Genomic DNA, 25,257 nt, shown 5'->3' on the forward strand with positions numbered 1-25,257 from the left:
GGGAGCGTATCCAGCCGGATCATCGCTGTCGTCGCTGTTACGTCCTGGCCAGACGCCGGTGACAGATGAGCGCTGCGGCTATGCCGACGAAAGCCAGGAAGTGCTCAGGCATGCGTTCGTAGCGACGGTGGAGCCGATGGCAGCCGGCCAGCCAGGACACCGTCCGCTCGACGACCCAGCGGTGGCGGCCCAGCCTCTGCGAGGACTCGATGCCTTTGCGGGCGATCCGATGGCGGATTCCTCGCTTGCGGAGCCATCAGCGCAGGTGGTCGTAGTCGTATCCCTTGTCGGCGTGCAGCTTGGCCGGGCGCCGGCGACGCGGGCCGCGCCGGGAGCGGATCGGCGGGATCCCGCGTACCAGTGGCTTCAGGCCGAGGCTGTCGTGCATGTTGGCGCCGGAGATGCCCAGTGACAGGGGCAGGCCGTTCCGGTCCGTGATCAGGTGGATTTTCGATCCGCTCTTGCCGCGATCGGTCGGATTCGGTCCGGTCAACGGCCCCCTTTTGTCGCCCGCACGCTGACGGAGTCCATCGCGCACCGCGACCAGTCCAGCTCGCCGAGGGCGCCGAGCTCGTCGAGGACGACTCGGTGGAGCCTGGCCCAGACCCGGTCCCGACTCCACTGGGCGAAACGCCGGTAGACCGTCGGCCAGGCCGGGCCGAACACCGGGGGCAACTGCCTCCAGGTACACCCCGAGGTCGCTACGAAGATGATCGCCGCCAGGCATTCGCGGTCGCCCGCCCGCCGTAGTCCGCCGCCCTGCGGACGTATGACCTCCGTCTGCGGAACCACCCGTCGGAACAGCGTCCACAACTCATCCGGCACCAACCGCTCAATCAGACCCGTCATGCACCGCTCAACGAACGATCACACCAAAGCAAACGACGTCTTAAGGCCAATGCCGTGACTCTGTTGGCGATCTTGTGAGGGGTGCTGACGCGACGTGTGTTTTGCGGTTCGCTGGAGTGAGGCGGGGTGGTGTCTCGGGGAGGGGCCCGGGGATGTCGTTGCGGCCGAGGAGTTTTCAGCGGATTCCGACGCGGACGGTGTTGACAGCGTGGGCGGCGTGTCGGAAGGGCGGCGCCGGCGATGCTGATGCGGGACCGGTTGGACGTGGTGTTCGAGAACGAGGATTTCGCGGACCTGTATCCGCGTGATGGGCGCCCTGGTCTGTCGCCTGGGCAGTTGGGACTGGTCAGCGTGTTGCAGTTCGCGGAGAACCTGTCCGACCGCGCTGCCACAAATGCGGTTCGCACTCGCATCGACTGGAAATACGCTCTCGGCATGGAGTTGGACGATCCCGGGTTCGATCACTCGGTGCTGTGCAAGTTCCGGGCCCGGCTGACCGAGGGGGATGCGGCCAACCGGCTACTGCAGGTGATGCTGAACCGGCTGGTCGAAGCCGGGCTACTAAGGCCGGAGGCCGCCAGCGTACCGATGCCACACACGTGCTCGCCGCCGTCCGCAGGCTCAGCCGCCTAGAGTTGGCCGGCGAGAGCCTGCGGGCTGCACTCGAGCAACTCGCCCAAGCAGCCCCGGACTGGCTGCTGCCACTGGTGGAGCCGGAGTGGGACAAGCGCTACGGGCGCAAGGTCGAGATCGGCAAAGTTCCTGGTGGGAAGACCGGAGCCACCGCCCTGGCCCAGGCTTTCGGCCGGGACGGATGCAAACTCCTGGCCGCCGCCTGGGCGCCCAACACCCCGCCCCGGCTGCGCGAATTGCCGCAGGTGGAGATCCTGCGCCGGGTGTGGGTGCACCACTACTACTGGGATGCACGCGGACGCCTGCGCTGGCGCGACGGCCACGCTCTGCCTCCGGCGTCGCTACGGTTCGACTCCCCGTACGACACCGACGCGCACTACTGCGTCAAGCGGGGCACCGCATGGTCCGGTTACCGCACCCATTTCACGGAAACGTGCACGTCAGACCTGCCGGAGGTGGTGGTGCACGTGGCCACGACGATTGCCCCGGTCCAGGACGGTGAGCTCACCGACCAGATCCACGACGACCTCGCCGCGTCCGGCCTGGCGACGGGCGAGCACGTGGTTGATGCCGCCTACGTGACCGCGCAGCGGATCGAACACGCCCAGCGTGTCCACCAGATCACGCTGCTCGGCCCGGTCGCTCCCGACCCCAGCCACCAGACCAAAGCACACAACGGATTCGACAAGGCATCCTTCACCGTCGACTGGGACGGCCACCAGGTCGTCTGCCCCCGCGGGCAGACCAGCCGGACCTGGAAGCCACTGCGGATCTCCGGCCACGACTACATCCAGGTCCGCTTCGGGGAGGCCGCATGCCGGGCCTGCACGGACCGGGCCCGGTGCACCAACTCCGAAGTCCGTCCGCGCTCGCTCGCCATGCTGCCCACCCGTGAACTGCACGAGATCCAGCAGGCCAACCGCCTCGACCAACGGACCCGGCAGTGGCAGGACCGCTACGCGATCCGGGCCGGAATCGAGGCCACCCTCTCCCAAAACATTCGCACCTGCGGCCTCCGCAGAACCCGCTACCGGGGCCTGCAAAAGACCCACGTCCAGCACATCCTGACCGCTCTGGCCTGCAACGTCACCCGGATCACCGACTGGATCGCCACTCCGACCCAAAAACAGCGGGCACCCAGCCACTTCCACGCCCTCTGCACCGCCACCAGCTGACCCTCACAAGATCGTCAACAGAGTCACGGCATTGCGTCTAACAAGCCATCTCATTTGGCTCGTTCGATAGCCTCTGGGTGTGGAGATCGTTGAGCGGCTGGTGCCGGACGAGTTGTGGGAGTTGTTCCAGCGGGTGGTGCCGGAGGCGCCGACCCGTCCGCAAGGAGGAGGTCGGCGCCGGCACGGGGACCGGGAAGTGCTGGCTGCGATCGTGTTCGTGGCCACGTCGGGCTGCACGTGGCAGCAACTGCCCTCTGCCTCGTTCGGGCCGTCAGGGGCGACGGCTCACCGGCGTTTCACGGAGTGGTCGAAGGCCAGAGTGTGGGCGAAGCTCCACCGCCTGGTCCTTGACGAGCTCGGTGCCCGAGGCGAGCTGGACTGGTCTCGCTGCGCCATCGACTCGGTGAACATGCGCGCGCTGAAAAAGGGGAGCTGACAGGCCCGAATCCTGTAGACCGGGGCAAGTACGGCTCGAAGATCCACTTGATCACCGAGCGGACCGGTCTGCCCGTTTCCGTCGGCATCTCCGCCGCGAACCTGCATGACAGCCAGGCCCTCGTCCCGCTGGTGGAGGGCATACCGCCGATCCGTTCCCGGCGCGGCCGACGGCGGCGCAGGCCCGGCAAGCTCCATGGCGACAAGGGCTACGACTACGACCACCTGCGACGATGGTTACGCGCCCGCGGCATCACACCTCGGATCGCCCGCAGAGGCACGGATTCCAGCCAACGCCTGGGTCGCCACCGCTGGACCGTCGAGCGCACCATGGCCTGGCTCGCCGGCTGTCGGCGTCTGCATCGTCGCTACGAGCGCAAAGCCAGTCACTTCCTGGCCTTCACCAGCATCGCCTGCACCCTCATATGCTATCGCCGGCTCGCCAAATGAGATGACCTCTAAGGCCCCCTCCAACGCGTCCGAGGCTCGAGGCCACATAGCCACCCCGCACGCTCACGAGCGACCGGAGCTGCGGGGTCAGGCCCAGGAGATAGCCCTGCCCAGTACTGGCTCCGCGAGCACCGCCCGCCATTCGGCCGCAGCAAACGGGGCCGTCGCCAAGACCGCAGTCAAGTGGCAGCTTTCCGAGAGTTCCGGCCCGGAAGGTGCGTCACATCACCAAGGGGTGAAAGCGTCCGCTTGAGTACGGTCTCTCGTTCCCGTCTGCCGCCCATGCGACAGGGTTGCGCCACCAGCCCACCCTGGCGTGGCCCATGCCGCTACAGCACTTGACGCAGGCCTTCCGATCGGCTCGACAAGGCTGCGACACCGGGGAGGTGTCCGGGGCCCGGGTCGAACGGAGCGGTGGGTTGAGGACGGATGCCGGAGTGGGCGGGCGGCGCGGAGGGTGCGGCCGGTGCCGGCATGGGCTGGAGATCGGGGGCCGCCGACCCGAGAACTACTGCGGGCCAGGACCGTCGTCCCAGGATCCCAGGGCTTCCCTCTCGCTTCGCTCGAGCCATTCGAGATACCAGGTATGAAAGTTGTGGCGGGTTCCGTGCACATCGACGAACGGTATGTAGGCCGGATTGGTCCCAACGTTCCGGTCGCGGAGTTCTCCGCGATGCGGGCCGACGATGATGAGCCAGCTGGTCATCCCGCATCCGCTGTCGCTGATGAGGATCGCACCCCGATCGCGCTGCTCGTGCCAGACCCGGTCTGCGGCGTCGCCGAATACCTTGCGGTAGTCGTCGAGGTAGTCGTCGTCCTCGTCGCGGGTGGTGGGCTCGCACCCGGCGGCGCGAAGGGTTGCCAGCTGTTGGTCGGCCCATTCTTCCGTCTCCACGAAGGGCTCGCTCGGGTCCAGCGGAATGGGATCGCTGTCTTCCCAGACCCAGCCCCATTTCCCGTCGACCCGGCGCAACGATGTCAGCTCGAATTCGGGTCCGGGTCCGCCCGCGCCGACCTCCGCCAAGAAGGTGCGGTACTCCTTGGGGAGTTCGACTCCGTATTGGGCCTCGACCTCAGCGATCTCTGCGGCGGTCAGGACCGGCTCGAGGACGGGGTGCTGAGGAGGCCCCCAACCGCGTGCCCGATACTGGGCCTCCACCATCGCGATTACACGTTCCCGGACTCCCGACCAGCCTGTCTGCGTGTCCACGGCTCCTCCTGTCAACGGCGAGCACGGACGTTAGTCCATGCCACCGACAACGGAGGTTCGCCCTTGGTGTCGCCGGAGTGGGTAACGACGAAGGGACAGCCGGGACCCGGCACCTATTCGCTCTCTAGTGGTGTTCGTCGAACGGGAGTCTCGATGAGGTGATTACAACGACTGCTGGACATGGGGACAGGGCCTCTTGGTAGCTCGGTGGGTGTCTACGCCAACTCGACTACCAGGAGTCCCGTTGTCGCCGTTGTACGTCACGGCGGGGGTGAAGTCCACTTCGGCCACTCTCACGTGTGACTGTCTTGCGCCCCGGTTCGGGAACGCCGCCGACCACGGGGTGCGTCAGCGCCGGTATCCCACGGACATGTCGGACCAGGAGTGGGCCATGGTCCTGCCACTGCTGCCGGTTCGGGGCTGGATGCGTGGCCGGAGGCAGGCAGCCGGAGGCGTACTGCCCTACATCGACGCCCATAGCGAGGCGCTGGTCTTCCGGGAGGAGAATCAGGGCGCCTGCTCCTGGGGTGTACTGCTCAAGGATCTCGACCAGGCTGATCCGCCGATTCATGTGCTGTCGGATCTGGCCGACCGGCAGGCCCAGCGATGGGAGCCGTGGATGGAACGCCTGTCGTGGATGGCCGTCGAGATGGTGCTGGCGGAGTCTCTGCACGCACCGCAGCACCTGAGCGACTTCCTTTACGAGCCCGACCCCGAGTACACGCGGATCCTCGAAGAGAGCTGCGAACAACTGTCGTTTCCGACCTATCCGGCCAGGGGTTTCGAGGGTACCCGCTGGTTCCTCGGCGCGGACGTGCTGCTGCGGGATGAGGAGGGCTACGGGCCTGTGAGGGCTCGGACCGAGGAAGCACTGGAAGCGGTCCGGGCCCTGCTCCCGGGAGACTGGCTCAACGGATACAGACTATGGCGTAATGTCGGTCAGCTGTCCATGGTCAGGCCGGTACCGCTGAGGCACCGTTGACCAGGTCAGGGTGGTGCTGGATCTGTTTGAGCCGGTGCTTCACGGCACGGGTGATCTGGCTGAGGTCAGCTGCGGCGAGGTTGCCGATGTCGCGTTTGACCAGTGACCAGATGCCCTCCTGCGGGTTGAGGTCCGGCGCGCAGGTAGGCAGCTGGAAGACGGTGAGCCAGTCGGAGTTCGCGGTGATGAACTCCCACAGCGGCTTGGTCAGATGGAGGCGGACGTTGTCCCAGACCAAGACGATCGGGCCGCCGAGCTGGATCCGGGCGCGGACGATCAGGTCCCGGAAGTCGCGCCGGCCGAAGCCCTTCGGCTCGTCCTTGCGGCCCCGGGACTCCCGGATCCGGTAGATCAGCCGGGACCGTTCACCGGGCTTGTAGCAGGTCAAACCCGCCATCGACACCTGGCCGGAGCCCCGGCCCCGGACTCGAACGACGGGGTCTGGCCGATCCGGCCCCAGGTCCTGGCGCGCGGCGGCGTCATCGACTGCCCGGCTCCGTCCTCGAAGACGATCCACGCCTCGAGGGCCGCCGCGGCGCTCTCACCCGCGGCCAGGTCTCCTTCTTCCACACCGCGACTGCCGCGTCGTCGCGCTCGATCGCCCGGCGGGCGGGCTGCTGCCACGACCAGCCATGCCGCCTCAGTATCCGCCACGTGCCCTCCACCGTGTACGAGACATGGAACAGCCGGCCGATGAGCGTCTTCACCCGCGCCAGCGTCCACCGCTGGTCCGCCCGCCCATGGACCAGCGGCCCCCGCTCCAACTCCCGCTTCAGCCTGGCGGTCTGGGACGAACTGAGCCTCGGGCGCCCGGGTGATCCCTTCGACCGGACGCCGACCTCTCCGCGCTCGCGCCGGCTCCAGCTGTGGTCCTGCTCCGGCTCCGACAACCAGAAGTGGTCCAAGGCTTGAGCGACTGCAGCTGCTCCCTCCCACCCCATGCCTGATCCTTCGGGGACAGCTGCGGCTGGAGCCGCAGGCGCGCCGGGTCGGGAGATCCGTCCAAGTCCTCGGCTCCAAGGACTGTTGTCGGCCTGCCCATAAGCGCAGCGGATTCCTCCGTGCTGTCTCTGGCCGGCATCCGCCGCGGCTCATGGGGCCGGTCCCCCATCCGCAGAGGAAGGAGAGTCACCTCTGCATGCGGTGACTCTCTCCCCTGAAAAGCCGCCCGACGACGCGAGCAGAGCTCTGTGGCACGTCCCCAGCATCCAGCACAGAAAAAGCGTCCGGGGACGTGTCGCTCGAGTCCCTCTACCAGGTGTCGGCGGGGTTCACTCTCATGCAAGCTGAATCGTCGGAGGCGTTCAGTGCGCTTGAGTTGGCCAGGACGACCTGCTTGTTCTGTGCATCGGCCACCGGGTAGGTCGTTCCCTCTGTCCAGTCGGCTCCGACGACCAGAGTGATGTGCGTTACGGACGAGGACCTCTTCACCACTGTAGGCGGCAGCTTCAGCGCCTTGGCCACGGCGAGGGCGTTGGCTTTGTCGTCGGCGCTCGTGTAGGTGATTGTGGTGCCGGACTGCGGCTGCGGTGTGGAGTCGGCCTTCGCCTGGGTGTAGCCCAGGGCTTTGAGCTTGTCCGTGACGGCACGTGCCCGGCCCGACACCGGCTCCTGCGAGGGGGAACCGGTGCCGTTCCGCACCGTCACCGGAATTTCGGCCGCGGCAAGGGGCTTTGCGGTTTGCTCATCAGCCTTCTTCTTGGCTGCTTTCCCGTCCACCGGCTGGTCATTGCGGAGCAACGTGAACAGCTTGGCCGCGTCCGGAGTCGGAACGACATGTGCTCCGTTCTCGGGGTCCCAGCGCCATGGCATTGTGGTCATCGTGATGCGGCCGGTGGGGACATGTTTGAGGTCGTTGCCGAGGTCGTAGAGCTTCTTGACTGTGCCAAGGCCGGTATCGACGGTCAGCGCTTTGGTGGCCGCGTCCGCCAACCCCATCAGCGCGCCGGGATCGGTCAGCTTCGTACCGGATTTGAGCTGACGGACCATCGAGTTCATGTACATGTGCTGGGCGTGGGTACGCCCGATATCGGTACCGTCCTCGAAGCCGTAGCGGGTGCGCAGCCACTGCAGGGCCTGCTGGCCTTTGATGGTGGTCGTGCCCCGGGGGAGTTTGAGTCCGGATTTATGGTCATGGATGTTCGATTTGACACAAACAGGGACACCCTCGATCGCGTCGGCCATGGAGACGACCCCGGAAAAATCGATCATCATGAAGTGGTCGATGTGAATACCGGTCAGGCTCTCCCAGGTGGCCACCGTGCAACCGGGGCCACCGTGCTGAAGGCTTGTGTTGATCGTGCTTTGCGTACTGGCAGGGTATATGTGCCCGTCATCCGGATCGGTGCACTTGGGAATCTCGAGCCGGGTGTCACGCGGCACGCTTACCACTGTCATGTTGCTACGGTCCGCGGAGACGTGCAGTAGCATCTGAACGTCGGCGAGCGGCTTGCGCAGAGCGTCCGTCCTGGCGCCACCGAGTCGCTGGTTCTCCTTGGAGGCCCGACTGTCGGAGCCCAGCAGCAGAATGTTCAGCGGGGTCTGACCTGCGGCGTTCGCCTTGCTCTGGGCGGCCCGGCTGTCGCCGAGATTCAGCGCGTCTTTCCTGATGTTCGCGTTGAGGTGTTGGTAGTACGCGTAGGCGGCGCCCGCCGCCCCAAGTATCGCCACCGTCGTCACGATCGCCACCCAGCGCAGGGCACGTCTCTTGGGCTTCTTGCGGCGGCGATCACGTCGACCGCCAGCGCCCCCGGATCCCAGGTCTTCGCCGGCAGTCGGGATCTCACCCGCCACTTCACCGCGCGTATCCCTGTCCCCGGCACCTCCCTCGAGCCCGGTGCCTGGTTCACCGTCGCCGTACGCTTCGGTGCCGTACTCCGTCGCATCGTAGGAGGACGGGGAGTTCCCCTGCGCTCTCTCTTCTGGTTGCAGACCAGGCTCGGGCGGGCTCCACTGCCCGGGCACGTTCGGCCCCCGGTGCCCCCCCACGTGTGAAGCGTTGTCCCACCCGGGGTCATGAGAGGTGTCAAGCCCTTGGGGGACATTGTCGTAACGCATCGTAGGCCCTCCCCTGGCGCACTGGTCACCTCAACGGTCACCGACCGCGCCCAGCGTGCGAAACATGGACGGTTCCCGGCTATGCGATTGTCAAAGTCCGGCAGAAGCAGAACCATTCCGATCGCATTTGGCAGGGGATCACCATACATTCACTCGCCGACGAGGGGTTCCAGACGCCTGCACGGGCGCTCTCCCCGCGTCCTTCACTACTCAGCAACCAACCCGTTCCCAACCGGCCTGGCCCCGCAGGATTGGCGGGTGCCGCGAAAACGTCCGTGCCGGGCACGACGTCCTCGCGCACGCTCCGGCATGTAAGCAGGGTGTGGATCAAGAAGGCGGAAGGGTTGGGGCATGCAGAGCACAGTCGCCTGTCCTTCATGCGTCGGGACACCGGTCCCGGTCGCCGACGTCACGAGGTGACTGCGGTCAGAACCATGGCGGCGCTTCTCGCGAAGACTCCTCATGCGACACGCTCACCAGACCGGCGACAGCCTGCAAGCGCACTCTCCAGCGGAGTCGGTAGACCAGCGAGTCGCTCGGTCGAGTCCGCGACAGCACCGCGACCTCGGCAGCGGGCACTCGTGCGCGCCCGGTACCGGAGCCATCGCGTGCACAGCAATCGGCTGATGGCAGTGCCGGCACTGGGTCGAAGCGGATTCGACAATCGGCGTCGAGCGGCGATCGGCGCTGCACGACCAGCGCCGAGGCTCAGGCGGAGAAGCCGAGCACGGGCCTGTGTCGCCTGGGCGTTGCCCCGCAGGAGAAGACGCATTGGAGGATGTTCTACGAGTCCGCCGCGAAGGCCAACGAGGTGCTCTGCCTGAGCGCGGAAAGCCTGTGCTGCCCGAACAAGCGTGGCGGGATCACCGCCACGGGCGGGGCGACAAAGTGGATTCACAGGGGGAACCTGATACCGCCCGACTGCTGCCCCGCCTCATCGCCCACCGCACCGGCGCCCCATTTCCTCACCGACCGCAAGCCCCGGCCGGGACGCCACGCTCGACGTGTACCCGAGACCGGCCGGGCCCGACTCCCTTACCGTCGGACCCGGGAGAACACAACGGTTGCCGACCAAACCGGTCGCCTCACTCAAGGACAGCGACGACCTGAACGGCCGGACCCTGCACCGGCTGCAAGATTCACAGTCACACACGATTCACGCGAAGCGGGGCCTCCCCCTCCCCCGATACTGCTGGCCCACTCCCGCCATGCCTCGGGGTGTGGCCCTGGAACGGTGGACACGGTCCTTCATCGACGCGGTCGTCCAGCATGTCGGCACGCACGACCCTGCCGGCCGCGGCAGATGAGCCCGGGCATTCAACCCTGCAAGATCAACTCATGGCCCGTTTGACCGCCTGCGCGGACATCACTGAACGCGATCGGCTGCCGCGCGCCGCACGGAATATGCTTCCTCGGGGGGCTGTTCATCCCGTATGTCCGCGAGGAGCGCGGTGATGGCGGCCATGATGTCTGCGGAGGCGTCCTTGAGTACGTCTGGGGTGAGGGGCTTACCCATGTACCGGCTGAGGTCAACGGGCGGTCCGGCAACCACATGGACGGGCCGGCGGGGAGCCAGCCAAACTCGCCGGTTGCCCCGGCCACCGCGCGCGTAGGGTGGCGCGATCCGGTGGGCGCCCCACTGGGCGACCGGAATAACGGGTGCACCGGTCATCAAGGCGATCCGGGCTGCACCGGTCTTCGCAGTCATCGGCCACATCTGGGGGTCCCGGGTGACGGTGCCTTCGGGGTAGATCGCGACACACTCCCCCTTGTTGACGGCGTCCACCGCGTCGCGAAGCGCGTGCGCAGCATCGGTGGTCCCGCGATGGACGGGGATCTGGCCGATCTTGCGCAGCATCATGCCGACAAAGGGAATGGTGAAGAGGGAGGCTTTCGCGAGCAGTCGAGGCGGTCGGCCACTGCTGTACTGAAAGTGCCCATAGGTCAGCGGATCAAAATAGGAAATATGGTTGACAACAGTGATGAACCCACCCTTAGCGGGCATGTGTTCATGCCCCCGCCAATGACGTTTGACCAACACGAACAGCACCGGCTTCACGATGGCCGCCGCCAGTCGGTACCAGACGCTGTAGGGGTTATGGGCTGTGCCGGGCACCCCGGTCCTCCTTTGCCTGTGTGGCGCCATCCGGGCACCTCTTCCTGTCGCCTCCCGGTTCCCGGCCAGGCCGGCGGCCGAGCCAGGCACCCCAGTGGGCTCGCCCGCTACCTCAAGGCCGTCGGCCGAAGTTCCGCTCATGCGCGCGAACTTGCACACTTCGCACCGCAGCCGTCCGTCACGCCGCGAGAGCGTGGCCTGCGACGTCCCGGGCGCGAAACCAGGAAGACTGCACATCGGACTTTCCGTACGAAGTGCAGCCCAAACCGATGTGCACCTTGACGCAATTGGTGTACGCCCACCAATATACTTGAGCCCGCAACCTTCTCGGAGTCGTGTGCCGGCGGATCGGCGAACAGCCCAGCGTCGCTTGAGGCACCCGTCCCGCATCCGTCTGGCAGCACACATCGTTCGGTGTAACTCCTGATCATGGAAGTTGCATCGACGACCAGTGAGAACGTGGCCGCGCACAAGGCCCGCACGTCGGCAGCGACTGTGTCGGCGAAGACCGTGTTGACCAGCTGATCGACGAACTGGCGAGCCAGGCCTGGGCCGAGGGTCTGCGGCTGACCTGTGCGGGCGGGCTGCCGCAGCGGCCGACCAGTCGGCTATCGGGATCCGCCCTCGTAGGCGAGGTCACCGACCACCTCGGTGATGACCTGCACAAACTGGCGGGCGTAGACGGGCAACTCCCGCAACGGCAAACGCTCCAAGGCAGTACTGACCGACATGGGTCCAGCGAAGACAGCCGTGTCCCGCGATCGGGACGGCTCCTTCGAACCGAAGATCGTCAAAAAGCGACAGAAGCGCCTGCCAGGCATCGACGAAATATTGATCTCGCTGCCGAGAGGTGCCTGACCGTCGGTGAGGTCCAGGCTCACCTTGCGGAGGTCTGCTGCGGCCGGCTACGCCCTCGCAGGCCGTCGTCTGAACATCCCGTGGGTGCCCTTACGCGATGAACGTCCCCTCAACAGCAGTCGGCCACCCCGCGTGTGAGCAGCCGGCCACCCCGGGCGCCAGGCGAATGAACCAGCTCCGCTGTGAAGGTCTTCGATCTGGGCGAAGGTGTCGATACCGACCTCTCTGGTCGGTTGGGCCGCGGCCGGGTTGACAGTGCCTACGTTGCGGAATTCGATACGGTGCCGTGTGAGGCGAGTAGGCAACGCGACCGCGCTCCGGCAGAGGCATCGACGCAGGCCCGCACAACAACCGCGGTTCACCTACCTGTTCGGAACTCGGCCTCGCCCCGGCAGCATGCCGACGCACTGGCCCGGCCCACGTGGGGGGCCCTGTTGCACCCTGGAACGTCGCTCCCCGGAACAGCCCGGCCTGCCACGCGTCGTATCGGAGACACAGGCTGGCGGGCGAGTGTCGATTCCATTTTCAGGAGATCTACCCGTGCCCAGTTCCAGTCCCGCCATACCCACTGTCAGGCCGGATGACACCGCCATCGTCCCAGGTCGGTCCAGTACGGCCATGGCAGCCGCGCTACTGGGCACTTTCGTCATGACGCTCGACGCGCTGATCGTCAACGTCGCTCTGCCGGGCATCGGACGCGGGTTGAGCGGTGGCATGACCGGCCTTCAGTGGGTGGTGGACGGATACACCCTGATGTTCGCCGCGCTGCTGCTGTCGGCCGGATCGGTAACCGACACGGTCGGCGCGCGTCGCGCCTTCGGCGCAGGGCTGGGCGTATTCGTAGCCGCCTCGGCGATCTGCGGCCTGGCGCCCAATCTTCAGGTGCTGATCGCCGCCCGGCTGGTCCAGGGAGCGGGCGCCGCGGTAATCATGCCCGCATCCCTGGCGCTGATCCGCCAGGCGTACCCCGACTCCGTCCGTCGGGCCCGGGCCATCTCGATCTGGGCGATGAGTGCCTCGGTGGGCGCGTCCGCCGGCCCGGTGGCGGGCGGCCTACTGAGCCAGGTGAGCTGGCGGATGATCTTCTTTGTCAACCTCCCCGTGGGGCTTGCGGCGCTGCTACTGCTCGCCCGCACCGCCCGCTCGCCTCGCCGCTCGGCGCCCTTCGACTGGATCGGGCAGATCGCGGCCGTGGTGGCGATGGGCGCCCTCACCTATGGGGCCATCGAGGCGGGAGCCTCCGGTTTCGGGGAACCGCACGTACTGGCGGCCTTCGGACTGGCCGTGGTGGCCGTGCCGGTCTTCCTCGCCGCGCAGGCACGCGGCGCACACCCGATGGTGCCTCCAGCGTTGCTGCGCTCGCGCACCATGGGCGTCGCAGCGGCGGCCGGCTTCGCCATCAACGTCGGCTTCTACGGCATGATCTTCCTGTTCAGCCTCTACCTGCAGCAGAGCCGAGGCCTCTCGGCTCTGACAACGGGCCTGAGCTTCGTGCCGATGACGACGACGGCCGCCTTCATCAGTCCGGTCTCAGCCAAGTTCGCGGAGAAGTACGGACGGCGCGTGCCCGTCGTCACCGGATTGCTCGTCATGGCCTCCGGGCTCGGGATTCTCAGCCTCAGCCCGGCGTCCGCACCCACTTGGACACTGATCGTGCTGATGATCCCGGTCGGCGGCGGAGGCTCCCTCGCGCTCCCTTCGGTGACCGCCATGCTCCTGGACCGGGTTCCGGCCGAACGCGCAGGTACGGCCAGCGGCGTACTGAACGCATCCCGGCAACTCGGCGGTGCCCTGGCCATCGCTGTCTTCGGCGCCCTGGTCACCGACACCGAGCGCTTCCACGATGGCCTTCGGCACAGCCTCCTGACAGCTGCCCTTCTCGTCCTGCTGGCCACTGTGGCCAGCCTGCTCCTTCGCCCACAGTGCAACGTCGACGCTGCGTCGGGTCGTACGCCCTGATGGCGACGCTCCCACTCGGCGACAGCAAGACGACAGCGACGCCTACCGCTGCGAACTGGTCAGGCGCCCCCTCCTGCTGGTGACTCCCGCGAGAGCACTTCGAACATCAAAGGCTCGGGGAAGCTCTACTACGTCGCCGAACAGACCTTGTCGCTCCCGCTCCTCTTCATCCCCCTGGCCGTCCACTGGGATGGACACCTCGACCTGCGCGACGCCTTCAGCCCCCTTGTCTGCGGCGCCTTTGAGATCGAGCTCCGCGGTTTGGACCTGCACCGGGCAGCGGCCCGATGACCGCGTGCGACAGGCTGACCGCACAAGTGCACCACCGTCCGCCTCCCGCCGGTGCCACTGCACGATGGCCACTGACTGCCGCTGTTCGGCCCATCCGTTCGGGACGGAAGGGATACGACCCGTTCGTCATCCGTCTCAGCGGGCGCGGATGCGCCGCCGCCCGTCGTCTTGGAGACGACAGGCGGCGGCGTGTCCGGCCTGTCCACGGTATTGGCCCGGACCGCCCTGACCGACCCGGAACTCTGCGCGGTCGGCGGGAAGTAGGAGACGCCATGCCGCCCACTGGACATCTCGACCTCGTCGACGCGTTCAACGCACCCCTTCCGGTAACGGTCATCGCCGAGCTCCTGGGCATGCCCGAGGAACACCGCAACGACTTCCATCAGTGGTCGAGCCATGCGCTGCAGACCGCCTCACCTGAGCACCGCGCTGCTCTCACCGGTCTGCACGCACTGCTGAGCGACCTTATCGACCGCAAGCGGCACCACCCTCAGGACGATCTACTGTCCGCCCTGGTGGCCGCCGGCGATGACGAGGACGGCCGGCTGTCCGAAGCGGAGTTGCTCAGTACCGCGATGCTCTTGCTCGTGGCAGGCAACGAGACCACTGTCAATCTTCTGGGCAACGCCGTCCTCGCCCTGTTGCACCATCCCGACCAGCTCCGCCTGCTGCGCGACAGGCCCGAACTGACGGCCGGCGCGGTGGAGGAGTTCCTCCGATTCGACAGCCCTGCCGAACACGCTACGAACCGCTATGCCGCAACGGATCTGGAACTGGGCGGAGTGCCGATCCCCCGAGGCAGCGTGGTCGCCGTTGCCCTGGGTTCCGCCGCGCACGACTTGCCTCAGACCGAGGGCCACAACCCCGCGGCCCTCAACGTGGCCCGGCCGAACGCACGCCACATCTCCTTCGGTCACGGGATTCACCACTGTTTCGGCGCACCCCTGGCACGTCTGGAGACCGCTGTCGCCCTGCGCACCCTCCTGTCCCGCCTTCCCGAACTGGAGCTGGCCGTACCCGCCGACTCGCTGGCATGGATCGGTTCCGGGTTCATACGCGGAGTGTTGTCCCTGCCGGTGCGATACCGTCGCGCCTGACGACCGGACACAGATCGTCCGGTTGACAGCCCCCAACGCGATGACCTGGCCGAATGTACCGTCTGGACCGGCAGCATCAGCCTCTCTGCTACCGCAATGCGGTCAACGCGCCTTCCGGGTACGGGCGGAACGGCAACGCCCCGGCGTTCGCGGGGCGGTCTGCCCGGACCGCCCCGCATCCGGATCGACCGATCACGCTCGGAGGACCTGAACAGGCAGGCCCGACAGCGTCGCTCCGCCGGAGTACGTCAGCCCCGCTGCGGCAAGTACCACCGGGGCCAAGAGGTGCCGGCGCTCGTCTTCCGTCTCCTCGTCGGCCCGGACCATGTGACCGTCCGGACGAATGAGCACGGCACGTGTGCCCTTCCAGTCCCCTGCCCTCGGCAAGGATGCCGGTACAACTGGACGGGGTTCCGCCTCGTGGGCCTGGCCCGCTTCACCAGCTGTGACCGCGTCCCGTCCGCAAGGCCGAGCAGGACGTGGGCTCGGCCGCTCATGGTCCGGTGTACTCGTCTCCGATGACAATGACAGTGCTCGCCGGAGCATCCTCTTGCCTTGGTTATCGGACGTTCCGGCCGGCCTGCCGCCTGTGGACACGGCATGCCGCCGAACGACACCGTCATGCCGACCCTCCGGCGGGTCCATGATCACTACGGTCGGGTGATTACGACGTGATCAATCGGTCACGCAGGGATCCCGAACACCGGCGTCAGCCTCGCTCGCCCCAGACCGTGGGCCACAAGCCGGAAGCCCAGCCACGCCGGGCTCGCCGTTGTCGGCACGTCGTCGAGGGTAGGGACGTCCAGCGCGTGAACGACAAACATGTAGCGGTGCGGCGCCTCCCCCGGCGACGGTGCCGCTCCGAGGAAGCCACGCTGACCGGCGTCGTTGGTCAGCGTCTTCGCCCCGGCGGGCAGAGCCTTTCCGTCGATGTTCCCCGCACCGGCGGGCAGTTCGTTCACCGACGCGGGGATGTCATGGACCACCCAGTGCCAGAACCCACTGACCGTCACCGCATCCGGGTCGTAGCACGTGACGGCGAAGCTCATCGCCCCAACCGGATACCCGCTCCACCTCAGATGCGGCGAGCGGTCCTCGCCTGGCCGGCCGAAAATGGCGCTGCGCTGCGCTACGCCCAGAGTCCTTCCGTCGGCGATGTCGTCGCTGCGCAGTGTGAAAGCGGGCACCGGAGGCAGAGCGTCGTAAGGATCAACACTGTGATGCATGCTCGTCTCCATACTTCTCGGGCGCGAGAGCCGCGTCGCCGTCCTTCAGCCAAGCGTGCGAGGTCCGAGCGAGCAACGCATCACCTCGACGGACTGTATGAACGCCGCCGACCGGGCAGCCCTTGCCGACCATCGGCCGGAGAGGAGAAGAGGCTCGCGCCGCCTGGTCGCGGTCACACCGTCCGTGACAGCAGTATGCGGGAGGGTGAACTCTTCGGCCCGGCAACCGATGGCAACCCAATACAGCGTAGACAGGGCTCCGACCTGGCGCATGCCGGCGAGCAGCTCGCCCCGCCCCAGAGCTCGCAACACGATCTTGTGGCCTCAGCGGGCAGCAGTGATGCTCACTTCTCGGAGTCGATCCAAGTCGCCGCAAGTGCTCGCCGATCTGGAAAGCGGGGACCGGAGACTGTCTCCTGGGTGGGTTCTCCGTTGAGCCAGCACACTTGCTCGGGGGCGCCGTCGCCGGTGTCGAACAGGCAGCACACTCCTCCGCTGTCGGAGGTGAGGTCGGTGAACACCTTCCTGACGTTGGCCGACCGCGCAAACAAGCGGCTCATCGCCGACGTCGCTGCCCAGCACTCCACCGACGTGTAGCCAGGATACAGAAGGGACTCGAACCGGATCGTCGCATAGATGTACCCGATCTGGATGCGCCCGTCCGCCTCGGGTTCAGGGCCGTTCGTCTGCGCGTACTCACTCAGCGCATCATCGACATCGAACATGAGGGACGTGTCGAGCTCGAGCGTGCTGCTCGTGGAGCAGTCGACCGGCTCGCTCTTGAAATGGGACGTGAACGGGAGAACGAGCCGGTCACCGCCGGGCAGGGTGATCTCAACCGGCGGCACGGCACGGGCGGGTGGCGCCAGATCGGCCAGATCGGCCAACGCCCTGGCGACATTCCGGGGACGTAGATAGATGTCGTAGCCGTAGATCAGCCCCACATTTCCCCCTGTCGCAGATCGAACAGCACCCTCTCACGACCCGCTCCTTGGGCGCTTGTCGGTTTAGAGCTCGCAACACTTTCATACGAACTCAGTCCGCTGAGCTCAACTTCAAGACCTCCCACACGGTCACCCTCACCCAGCAGTTCATGGCGGCGAAAGCCGGCGCGGACGACGAGGGCGGACTGGCCGTCGGCAACGTCCGGGCCGCGACCACCGAGGAGGGCGTGGTCGGCGCCGTCGTCCTCGACATGTCAGCTCCAGACTCCGGGACGCTCTCCGCCGCCGCTCCGGAGGCCTAGCCGTGGGTGACGGCCTCTACACGTTGTTCCTGCCGCATTCCGGCCGACATACCCTACGCGCCGGCATGTCGAGGTATCGCACACTGACCCGGACGGTGGTTGGGCACCCCGATCGGATCGCCCGCGTCGACTTCAGACCGGCACACCAGGGTCAGAGCTCGAGCGTGCACAGGCGGAAGGGGCGGTGCGGCACCCCGCTGGGTGCCGCACCGCTTCTCCGCGCACGGCCCGCTGGTCCAGCGATCGTCGAGCCGAGTTCCCGCGGAGAGGCCCCTGCCGTCACCGGCTATGCGCCGACCGAGTGCACGAGCCGCGATGCCACCTCCGCGGCGGACGGCATCGCGGCAATCTCATCACGCAGGCGGTGGGCCGCGGTGGTGAAGGCGGGCTCCTCCAGCAGCCGACGGACGGCGGCGGTCACCGACTCCGGTTCTTGCTCCCCGTTGGGCAGGGCCACCCCGGCTCCCGCTGCCTGGAGACGGGCGGCCTGGCGCTGTTGGCCGGGCGTGCCCGGTACCACGACCGCGGGGACACCGCGGGCGGCCGTGCCGAACGTGGTGCCGGAACCGCCGTGATGCACGACGACCGACACGCCATCGAGGAGTTCTGCGGCGGGCAGGAAGGTGACCATCTCCACGCGTTCCACGTCCAGTCCGAGGGTGTCGACGGGGACGCCGCCCGACGTCGCCACCAGGTCGACATCCAGGGTGCCGAGCGACTGCAGCACGGGGCCGAGCCGGGGTGCCGCGCCCGGGGCGGTGCTGAAGCTGACCAGCACCCGGGGCCGGCCCGTTCGAGCCGCTCTCGGCGCGCGCGGAGTGTCTTCGGGTGCCTGGTGGGGCTCTGGTCGCAGCGCCAGGCGTTCCAGGGGCGGCAGTGTCCCACCGCGCTGAAGGCTGGGCGGGCAGAGGTCGAGCAACCATCGTCCGGACGGTGCGTGGGCGGGCGCTTCCAGACCGCGCTCGAGGTACCGGGAGCGTGCGGTTGCGGCCAGAGCATCCAGAACATCCGGTTCCAACGCCGGATCGATGGCCATCACGGTGGACGGCACCTTGAGCAGGGCGGCGACGAGCGGCCCCACGTAGTCACAATGCTCCGACACGATCATGTCGGGTTCCCACTCGCGCGCCTCGGCCAGAGCCTGGTCCAACGAGAGGTCGACGCGGGCTCCGGCGAAGAACTGCGCGACCAGGTCGGGCGACTGTCCGCTCATGATGTCCCTGCCGGAACGCCGGGTGACCTCGGCGAGCACTGCCTCCGTCGTCGGGCTGGCGGCAATGAGACGAAATCCTTCAGTCTCGATCGAACCCGACATGTGCGCTGAGGTGACGAAGGCGACGACGTGACCCTGCTGCCGTAGTGACCGCGCCAGTGGGAGCATCGGGAGCAAATGCCCCGGCATCGGGTTGCCGAACATGAGTATACGCATGGCTGCATAATACATATTTTGTTGCACGGTCAATCACATGCGAGATGTGCACTCACACACGCACGGGGCCGACCCGGAGGCTCAGTGAGGGCGCCGCGCCGGCCGCCATCCGCGATCCACACGTATTTACCCGCCATCACGGTACGGAGCTCCGGGCGGGGGCAAGCACCGGGCCCGGTCACCGACGGCAGGTCTCAACTCTGCGAGTGCCGCGACGAACACCAGCCCCGCGGCATCACGCCGCATCGTTCACCCTCTTTCGTGGAGGGTGCGACAGCGGGCCCTCCAACCGCTCGTCGCCACCCACCGCCGTCAGCCGCACCTTGTGCCCATGCCTGTGAGCGCCCCCACGCCCAACCGGTGTGCGCCGCACTCGGCAACCGGCATGGCATCCCGCACTCGGCCCAACAGGGCGGGCAGCCACAAACCAACGGTCCCCCATGCCCGCAGTCACCGCGAAGACCGATTCGGCCCGCCGGACGGACATCTTCGCCGGTCACCATACACAGTCGGTCGATGACACACAGGCACACCATGCGTCACCTGCTTGACCGGTGACGCTATGGACTGTCATCATCTCACCTGTTCAACCGGTGACGCTTTGGCGCTCAAGCCTCCGTCAGTAAATGAGAAGGCGAAGATGGATTTCAAACTCGAAGTTGTGGTGCTGCCCGTCTCTGACGTCGACCGGGCCAAGGCCTTCTACGAGAAGGCGGGATTCCGGCTGGATGTCGACTATGTCGCCGACGACAGCTATCGCGTGGTGCACCTGACGCCTTCCGGCTCACAGTGCTCGATCCTCTTCGGCACCGGCGTCACCACAGCCGCACCGGGTTCGGTGCAGGGCCTGCACCTCATCGTCTCGGACATCGTGGCGGCCCACGCCGAACTGGTGGACCGCGGCATCGAGATGGGCGAGATCTTCCACGACGCGGGCGGCGTGTTCCACCGTGGCACGGACGAGGGGCGAGTCAGTGGCCCCCACCCGCAGCGCAGCAGTTACGGCTCATTCGCCGCCTTCAGGGACCCGGACGGCAACGAGTGGGTGCTTCAGGAGATCACGACCCGGCTTCCCGGCCGGTGAGAAAGACCCGCTCCCCCGAACACGGCTGACGACCCGCAAGCTCCCGGCGGACAGAACCGTGCAGGCCGGAGCATCCCTTGAGTGACAGGAGCACTGGTGAACGAGCAATTCCGCACCTACGACGTGGTCGTCATAGGCGCAGGCCCAGTCGGCGAGAATGTGGCAGACCGGGCCCGGGCCGCCGGACTCAGTACTGTGATCGTGGAACGCGAACTACTCGGCGGAGAATGCTCGTTCTGGGCTTGCGAACCCAGCAAGGCGCTGCTGCGGCCGGTCGTGGCACGCGCCGACGCACGTCGCGTTCCTGGGCTGAGCCACGCGGTACAAGGTCCGTTGGACGTCAACGCGGTTCTGGGGAATCGCGACAGAGTGGCCGCCTAGTGGAAGGACGAGGACCAGGTCGACTGGCTCGACTCGGTCTCCGTCGACCTCATACGCGGTCACGGCCGGCTCATCGCTCCCAAGCAGGTATCGGTACGGGCCGCGGACGGGGACACCGTCCGGCTCTCCGCACGGCACGCCGTGGCGCTCTGCACCGGCACCGGCACCGCCCTGCCCTCCGTACCCGGACTCGAGACCGCACGCCCGTGGACCAACCGTGAGGCCACCGCTGCCGACCGTGTACCCGGCCGACTGGCAGTGGTGGGCGGCGGCGTGGTCGCTGTCGAGTTCGCAACCGCCTGGCAGGCGCTCGGCTCGCAGGTGACCCTGCTGGTCCGCGGCGAAGGACTGCTGACGAAGATGGAGCCGTTTGCCGGTGCCCTGGTCACCGAAGGACTCCTGGAGGCCGGCGTCAGCATACGGCTGGGAACCGAGGTCTCCTCCGTGGAGCGCGAGAGCGGCGCAGACGGCGCGGTGCGCATCACCTCATCAGGTCGGCGACGAGTTGCGGCAGGGATCTGGACTCTCCCATACAGTCCGTGCCGATCCGGTACCGGCCGCTGGCGACTCCGACCAGCGGCTCTCTGGCCGTCGTCTTCCAGCCACCTTGACGCTTGAGCCCCCGGCTCAGAAGCACTGGGTTACTGCTGTTCAACGCGAGCCTTTCAACGACAGAACCTGAAGATCGACACCTGTTCACCGGTTCCGGAGCCCAGGCCGGCAAACATGTGAAGCCGGCCTGCCCGAGTGCGCACCACACAGGATGACCGCCCCCGTCCCGCCGCTGGGGGTGGTGCGGCGGGAGCCCTGCCACCGGGGAAAACGTGTCCGAGAGACCGGGTCACAGTCTCTTGTTGCCGGTCGGGACCCGGCACGACATCGCTGCGGTGCCGGCCCCCTCTCACCTGCTCCCGCTCCGACGAGATGTCCGAGCGAGCCGACGGGGCGTTCCGAGGGGCGACGCTCGAGCGACTGCCGACCGTCCCACCGCCCAACCGCAGCGGCGGGAAGCCCCGTCAGAGATGAAACGTGTGCTTCATCCCCGGAGGTTCACATTCAAGCCACAGTGCGGGCCTCCGCCTCGGCGGCGGCCGGCACCCCCGGGCTTGGAGGTAGGCCTGAAGCAGGCGCAATCGCCTCCTGCCGTCCAGGATCCGACCGAGGTGACCACCGGCCGGGGACCGTCAAACGCCCGGCCGAGTATGCGCATAGTAGTCGATCGGTCGTATACTTTGGGAATGGGACGGACGAGTGATGCCAAGAGCAAGATCCTGAGCGCCGCTCAGTCACTGATGGAGCAGCGCGGTTATTCGGCTCTGGGCGTCGCCGAGATCTGCAAGACGGCAGGTGTGCCCAAGGGCAGTTTTTACTACTTCTTCGAGTCCAAGGAATCCCTGGCACTCGCCGTGATTGACGAGCACTGGGCCGCCGAGTTGCGCGAGTGGGAGAGCATCCTGCACAGCGACTCCGCACCGTTGCAGCGGCTGCGCCGATTGTTCGAGGCCACGCAGGCGCGCCAGCAAGCCGGTCAGGAGGACTGCGGATCGGTCCTGGGGTGCATGTTCGGGAACCTCTCTCTGGAGATGAGCAATCAGGTCGACGCCGTACGCCGGCGTCTACAGGACATCTTCGAGGCGCAGGTGGAGATGGTCGGCGCGGTCATCACCGAGGCTCAGCGGCGTGGCGAGGTAACCGTGGCCGACACCCTCGGCGTCGCCAGGTCCATGGTCGCGCAGCTCGAGGGGCAGGTGCTTTTCGCCAAGCTGCACAACAGCCCTTCCCAACTCCGCACGCTGTGGCCGAGCTGCCTCGCCCTGCTGGGGGTTCAGGATGGCCAGGTCCGGGTCCGCGCGTGACACGACCACCACGTGGAGCAGCGGACAACGGTTCTCGCACAGCCTCACACCCAGCCAAGGCAGCAGGGGCAGACGGCATTCAGTCCTCCTTCGCGGGCTCGCACCATCGGTGTGCGTGAGTGAGAGCGAGGGCCGGCTGCGGGGCCGCGGCGCTCGGGTGTCGGAGGGCGTCCTGGCAGAGCCGGGCATCCCGGCGTCAAGAGACGGGCATCGCGCCGTCAGTGCCGTCGAGTAGGTTTTCTCCGTTCGGCCCGACAGGCGGGCCGCCGAACTGGGAGGACTCGTCGCCGTGAGCATCCACATGCACATGCGGGCCGTCGCGGAATCCGAGATCCGGGACGACCACACTTGGCTTGCAGCGTTCATGTGGGAGGCTTGGGAGAACCATCCCGACGAGTACGCAGCGGGCATCGCCGAGTCGATCGACAAGATCTGGGACTCCGTCAATGACCTCTATGCCGCTGCCGATGTCCTCGATGCGGATGCCAACGACTCTTGGGAGCTGCCGATTTACGGCGGGCGTCCAGCAGCACACAGCGCCAACGCCGACCCCTCCAACCCCCCGATGGGGATTCTGGAACCGCCTGAGGTGTCGCAGGCCGCAGACTTCCTCGCGAAGGTCTCTTTCGACGAACTGTGGAACGTCGCCGGTGCCAAGCTCGTCTGGATCGGCTGGGACGAGGCACAGGTCAGGCAGGAGTTCCTTGACCATCACAGGCGCCTCCAAGGGTTCTACGGGCGGGCGGCTACAGCAGGCCACGCCGTGGTCAGGGTGGTATGGGCTTGAGACGTGGTCGCGTGCCGGGCACAGCCATTCGTTGATGGCGGCGACGAGCAATGTCGTATCAGGTGTCTCGCCCCTGGATCGTCGCGGCGGCGCGGTGCAACTCGGCAAGGACCGTTCGGACGGCGATTCGGGCGGTGCGCTCGGGTCGGTGCAGAACGTCGACATGGCGTCGGGCGTGCACTCCGCTCAGCGGCCTGAGGACTACGTCGGGGTGCGCACGAGCGGTCCAGCGCGGCATCAGCGCCAGCCCGCCGCCGGCGGCGACGGCCTCGGCGACCACTGCGAATTCGTTGATGCGGTGGACGATCTCGAGCCGGCGATGGGCGACACCGGCGATGGCCTCGATGGTGGCCATCAGCGGGAAGCCGTCGTGAACGGTGATCCACGGCTGGTCTGCCACATCACTTGGCGTAAGCAGCGGTCTCGCGGCCAGTGGGTGATCGGCCGGCAACGCAATATCGAGGGGCTCGTGCAGGAGCGTGGTCGAGGCTACGGTGCGCGGCCAGGGCGGACCGTGGTCCAGACGGCTGGCGAGCACGAGATCGTAGTCGCGAGTAAGTGCGGGGAAGCGGTCCTGGGCGACGTCTTCGTCTGCAAGGCTCAGGCGTGGGCGGTCCTGACCGGTCAGGCTGCGCAGCAGAAGCGGAAAAAACGCGGAAGCTGCGCTATGGAACGCAGCGACCGATACATGTCCATCGGGTTGCTGTGCGAAGTCGGTGATGGTGTGACGCGCGCGGGCCAGTGCACTCTCCACCTCGATGGCCGCTGCGGCCAGGGCCTGCCCCGCGTCCGTCAATACCACCCGCCGTCCGGCACGTTCGGTGAGCGGGACGGGGACCGAGCGCTGCAAGAGCCGCAGCTGCTGCGAAATCGCGGAAGGCGTCACGTGCAGAGCCTCGGCGACCGCGCTGACGCTGCCCAGATCTCCCAGCTCTCGCAGGATCCGCAGCTGCCGTTCATCCATTCCGACAGTGTAGAGCTACTACAACGTAGATGTAGAAGTTGGTCATAGCCTTCAACATCTGAGTGGTGCAGCGTGGGGGCATGCATGTTGCCCGCCGTACTGATGCGGTACTTCTTCTGGTCGCGCTGGTCTGGGGATCCAGTTACCTCTCGGCCAAGACAGCCACGGCCGCGCTCCCGGTCCTGGCGGTGCTGTTCGTCCGGTACGCGATCTCGGCGCTCGCGTGTGGGGCGCTGGTCGCCTCCCGCCGCCGAACGCGCCGCTTGACCCGCGAAGAGGCCCGCTCGGGGTCGCTGCTGGGCGTCACACAGGCGGCCGTCCTCGTACTGGAAACCTATGGGGTGGCCCATACCAGCGCCGCGAACGCCGGATTGATCATCAGCCTGACGATTGTGCTGACGCCGCTGCTGGACCGCACCGGTAGCCGCAGGCTGCCTTGGACGTTCTTCATTGCCGCCGGCCTCTGTGTCGTGGCCGTCGGGCTGCTCACCTCCAGCACCGGGCTGCACACACCACGGCTGGGAGATGTGCTGGTTCTCGCCGCCGCGGTCGTCCGAGCCGGGCATGTTGCGCTCGTCGGGCGATTCACCGCCGGCCGATCAGTGGACCCGCTCCACCTGACGACCGTCCAAACCTTGGTCGGTTCGGCGTTGTTCTTGGCACCCGCCATCAGTCGGCTGCCCGACCTGGCCCACAGCAGTACCGCCACCTGGGCCCAACTGATCTATCTGGCGCTGTTCTGCAGCGTATTCGCGTTCCTTGCCCAGACCTGGGCCGTGCAACGCACGTCCGCCAGTCGCGCCAGCCTTCTGCTGGGCACCGAACCGATCTGGGCCGTCGCCTTCGGGATCAGCCTCGGCGGCGAACGGCTCACGCCCTGGGCTGCCCTGGGCGCCATGCTCATGATCGCCGGAACCTACTGGGGCCAGGCCATCGAACGCACCCACCGCAGCGCCACGGCGAGGACCTCTAAAGAGGACAAGGAGTGCGCGGCGATGGCACCTACCAGCGTCTGATCACCCTGCGCGATACCACCCAGCCGCCTCATCGGCTCGTCCATCACGAACCGGACGGCACCACACCAGCCGGCGCCCCCGAGGCCCGCGAGGGCACAAAACCGGACCGCACGGCGATCTCGAGCCGTTCCGGCTGTACCGCCGGACCGGACCGCG

The 25,257-nt window shown here is 67.1% G+C and carries 17 protein-coding genes and 4 pseudogenes; 12 read left to right on the top strand and 9 right to left on the bottom strand.

All coding sequences use genetic code 11. The features are described 5' to 3' along the window. Positions 1-37: 37 nt before the first annotated feature. A pseudogene (locus ACSHXN_RS01720) lies at positions 38-849 on the bottom strand (IS5 family transposase). Positions 850-1,089: 240 nt separating this feature from the next. On the opposite strand from ACSHXN_RS01720, the gene ACSHXN_RS01725 reads away from it, so the two are divergent. From ACSHXN_RS01725 to ACSHXN_RS01735, 3 genes are all read left to right on the top strand, one after another. Further along, positions 1,090-1,482, top strand: coding sequence for a transposase (locus ACSHXN_RS01725; RefSeq protein WP_438302481.1), 393 nt, complete (start codon positions 1,090-1,092; stop codon positions 1,480-1,482). A gap of 2 nt (positions 1,483-1,484) precedes the next feature. Further along, on the top strand, positions 1,485-2,657 hold the full coding sequence (locus ACSHXN_RS01730; RefSeq protein ID WP_438302482.1) for a transposase: 1,173 nt from the start codon (positions 1,485-1,487) through the stop codon (positions 2,655-2,657). 85 nt (positions 2,658-2,742) lie between these two features. Next, positions 2,743-3,542 (top strand): IS5 family transposase gene (locus tag ACSHXN_RS01735; protein ID WP_356107812.1). Its coding sequence is split into 2 segments (ribosomal slippage): positions 2,743-3,091 and positions 3,091-3,542, totalling 801 coding nucleotides; the frame shifts between segments, so codons are not numbered across the junction. 508 nt (positions 3,543-4,050) lie between these two features. Here the strand turns inward: ACSHXN_RS01735 and ACSHXN_RS01740 are convergent. The 4 genes and pseudogenes from ACSHXN_RS01740 to ACSHXN_RS01755 form a co-directional block, all read right to left on the bottom strand. Next, a complete protein-coding gene (locus tag ACSHXN_RS01740) occupies positions 4,051-4,752 on the bottom strand; it encodes an SMI1/KNR4 family protein (RefSeq protein WP_438302483.1) in 702 nt (233 codons plus the stop codon). 939 nt (positions 4,753-5,691) lie between these two features. Further along, positions 5,692-6,597: pseudogene (locus tag ACSHXN_RS01745) on the bottom strand (IS630 family transposase); the annotation flags it as partial. A 388-nt stretch (positions 6,598-6,985) separates the two neighbouring features. Continuing rightward, on the bottom strand, positions 6,986-8,791 hold the full coding sequence (locus tag ACSHXN_RS01750) for an LCP family protein (RefSeq protein WP_438302484.1): 1,806 nt from the start codon (positions 8,789-8,791) through the stop codon (positions 6,986-6,988). A gap of 1,366 nt (positions 8,792-10,157) precedes the next feature. Further along, positions 10,158-10,907 (bottom strand): lysophospholipid acyltransferase family protein, encoded by a 750-nt coding sequence (locus ACSHXN_RS01755; RefSeq protein WP_383359331.1) that lies wholly within the window; start codon positions 10,905-10,907, stop codon positions 10,158-10,160. A gap of 429 nt (positions 10,908-11,336) precedes the next feature. Here ACSHXN_RS01755 and ACSHXN_RS01760 point away from each other — a divergent pair. From ACSHXN_RS01760 to ACSHXN_RS01770, 3 genes and pseudogenes are all read left to right on the top strand, one after another. Further along, positions 11,337-11,800 (top strand): annotated as a pseudogene (locus ACSHXN_RS01760) (transposase); the annotation flags it as partial. 583 nt (positions 11,801-12,383) lie between these two features. Then, positions 12,384-13,724, top strand: coding sequence for an MFS transporter (locus ACSHXN_RS01765; RefSeq protein WP_438302485.1), 1,341 nt, complete (start codon positions 12,384-12,386; stop codon positions 13,722-13,724). A 563-nt stretch (positions 13,725-14,287) separates the two neighbouring features. Next, positions 14,288-15,112, top strand: a complete 825-nt coding sequence (locus ACSHXN_RS01770; RefSeq protein ID WP_438302486.1) for a cytochrome P450 — start codon at positions 14,288-14,290, stop codon at positions 15,110-15,112. Positions 15,113-15,795: 683 nt separating this feature from the next. Here ACSHXN_RS01770 and ACSHXN_RS01775 read toward each other — a convergent pair. Both ACSHXN_RS01775 and ACSHXN_RS01780 read right to left on the bottom strand, forming a co-directional pair. Continuing rightward, positions 15,796-16,350 carry a YbhB/YbcL family Raf kinase inhibitor-like protein gene (locus tag ACSHXN_RS01775; RefSeq protein WP_438302487.1) on the bottom strand — a complete coding sequence of 185 codons (555 nt, stop codon included), beginning with the start codon at positions 16,348-16,350 and terminating at the stop codon, positions 15,796-15,798. Positions 16,351-16,682: 332 nt separating this feature from the next. After that, positions 16,683-17,282, bottom strand: a complete 600-nt coding sequence (locus ACSHXN_RS01780; protein WP_356114874.1) for a hypothetical protein — start codon at positions 17,280-17,282, stop codon at positions 16,683-16,685. Between the two features lie 149 nt (positions 17,283-17,431). Between ACSHXN_RS01780 and ACSHXN_RS01785 the strand changes: the two genes are divergently transcribed. Further along, positions 17,432-17,584: a hypothetical protein gene (locus tag ACSHXN_RS01785; protein ID WP_355136471.1), complete on the top strand. Its 153-nt coding sequence runs from the start codon at positions 17,432-17,434 to the stop codon at positions 17,582-17,584. Positions 17,585-17,870: 286 nt separating this feature from the next. On the opposite strand, the gene ACSHXN_RS01790 is transcribed toward ACSHXN_RS01785, so the two are convergent. Further along, positions 17,871-19,013: a glycosyltransferase gene (locus tag ACSHXN_RS01790; protein ID WP_356113821.1), complete on the bottom strand. Its 1,143-nt coding sequence runs from the start codon at positions 19,011-19,013 to the stop codon at positions 17,871-17,873. 640 nt (positions 19,014-19,653) lie between these two features. Between ACSHXN_RS01790 and ACSHXN_RS01795 the strand changes: the two genes are divergently transcribed. The 4 genes and pseudogenes from ACSHXN_RS01795 (at position 19,654) to ACSHXN_RS01810 (ending at position 23,121) form a co-directional block, all read left to right on the top strand. Further along, positions 19,654-20,097, top strand: coding sequence for a VOC family protein (locus ACSHXN_RS01795; protein ID WP_356113823.1), 444 nt, complete (start codon positions 19,654-19,656; stop codon positions 20,095-20,097). A gap of 81 nt (positions 20,098-20,178) precedes the next feature. Then, positions 20,179-20,991, top strand: a pseudogene (locus tag ACSHXN_RS01800) (FAD-dependent oxidoreductase); the annotation flags it as partial. A 725-nt stretch (positions 20,992-21,716) separates the two neighbouring features. Further along, on the top strand, positions 21,717-22,334 hold the full coding sequence (locus tag ACSHXN_RS01805) for a TetR/AcrR family transcriptional regulator (protein ID WP_356113827.1): 618 nt from the start codon (positions 21,717-21,719) through the stop codon (positions 22,332-22,334). Positions 22,335-22,623: 289 nt separating this feature from the next. Continuing rightward, complete coding sequence (locus ACSHXN_RS01810; protein ID WP_438302488.1) at positions 22,624-23,121, top strand: DUF1877 family protein; 498 nt, start codon at positions 22,624-22,626, stop codon at positions 23,119-23,121. A 58-nt stretch (positions 23,122-23,179) separates the two neighbouring features. On the opposite strand, the gene ACSHXN_RS01815 is transcribed toward ACSHXN_RS01810, so the two are convergent. Continuing rightward, complete coding sequence (locus ACSHXN_RS01815; RefSeq protein ID WP_383359307.1) at positions 23,180-24,085, bottom strand: LysR family transcriptional regulator; 906 nt, start codon at positions 24,083-24,085, stop codon at positions 23,180-23,182. 80 nt (positions 24,086-24,165) lie between these two features. On the opposite strand from ACSHXN_RS01815, the gene ACSHXN_RS01820 reads away from it, so the two are divergent. After that, complete coding sequence (locus tag ACSHXN_RS01820) at positions 24,166-25,101, top strand: DMT family transporter (protein ID WP_356113833.1); 936 nt, start codon at positions 24,166-24,168, stop codon at positions 25,099-25,101. Positions 25,102-25,257: the final 156 nt, after the last annotated feature.

This window comes from Streptomyces sp. HUAS TT11 (genome assembly GCF_051553595.1).
In the GTDB taxonomy this organism is placed as follows: Bacteria; Actinomycetota; Actinomycetes; order Streptomycetales; family Streptomycetaceae; genus Streptomyces.

Coding starts and splice junctions, on each gene's coding strand:
- ACSHXN_RS01750 (WP_438302484.1), bottom strand. CDS start 8,791: ATGCGTTACGACAATGTCCCCCAAGGGCTTGACACCTCTCATGACCCC.
- ACSHXN_RS01790 (WP_356113821.1), bottom strand. CDS start 19,013: ATGCGTATACTCATGTTCGGCAACCCGATGCCGGGGCATTTGCTCCCG.
- ACSHXN_RS01770 (WP_438302486.1), top strand. CDS start 14,288: ATGCCGCCCACTGGACATCTCGACCTCGTCGACGCGTTCAACGCACCC.
- ACSHXN_RS01805 (WP_356113827.1), top strand. CDS start 21,717: ATGGGACGGACGAGTGATGCCAAGAGCAAGATCCTGAGCGCCGCTCAG.
- ACSHXN_RS01815 (WP_383359307.1), bottom strand. CDS start 24,085: ATGGATGAACGGCAGCTGCGGATCCTGCGAGAGCTGGGAGATCTGGGC.
- ACSHXN_RS01820 (WP_356113833.1), top strand. CDS start 24,166: ATGCATGTTGCCCGCCGTACTGATGCGGTACTTCTTCTGGTCGCGCTG.
- ACSHXN_RS01725 (WP_438302481.1), top strand. CDS start 1,090: ATGCTGATGCGGGACCGGTTGGACGTGGTGTTCGAGAACGAGGATTTC.
- ACSHXN_RS01765 (WP_438302485.1), top strand. CDS start 12,384: ATGGCAGCCGCGCTACTGGGCACTTTCGTCATGACGCTCGACGCGCTG.
- ACSHXN_RS01795 (WP_356113823.1), top strand. CDS start 19,654: ATGGATTTCAAACTCGAAGTTGTGGTGCTGCCCGTCTCTGACGTCGAC.
- ACSHXN_RS01775 (WP_438302487.1), bottom strand. CDS start 16,350: ATGGAGACGAGCATGCATCACAGTGTTGATCCTTACGACGCTCTGCCT.
- ACSHXN_RS01785 (WP_355136471.1), top strand. CDS start 17,432: ATGGCGGCGAAAGCCGGCGCGGACGACGAGGGCGGACTGGCCGTCGGC.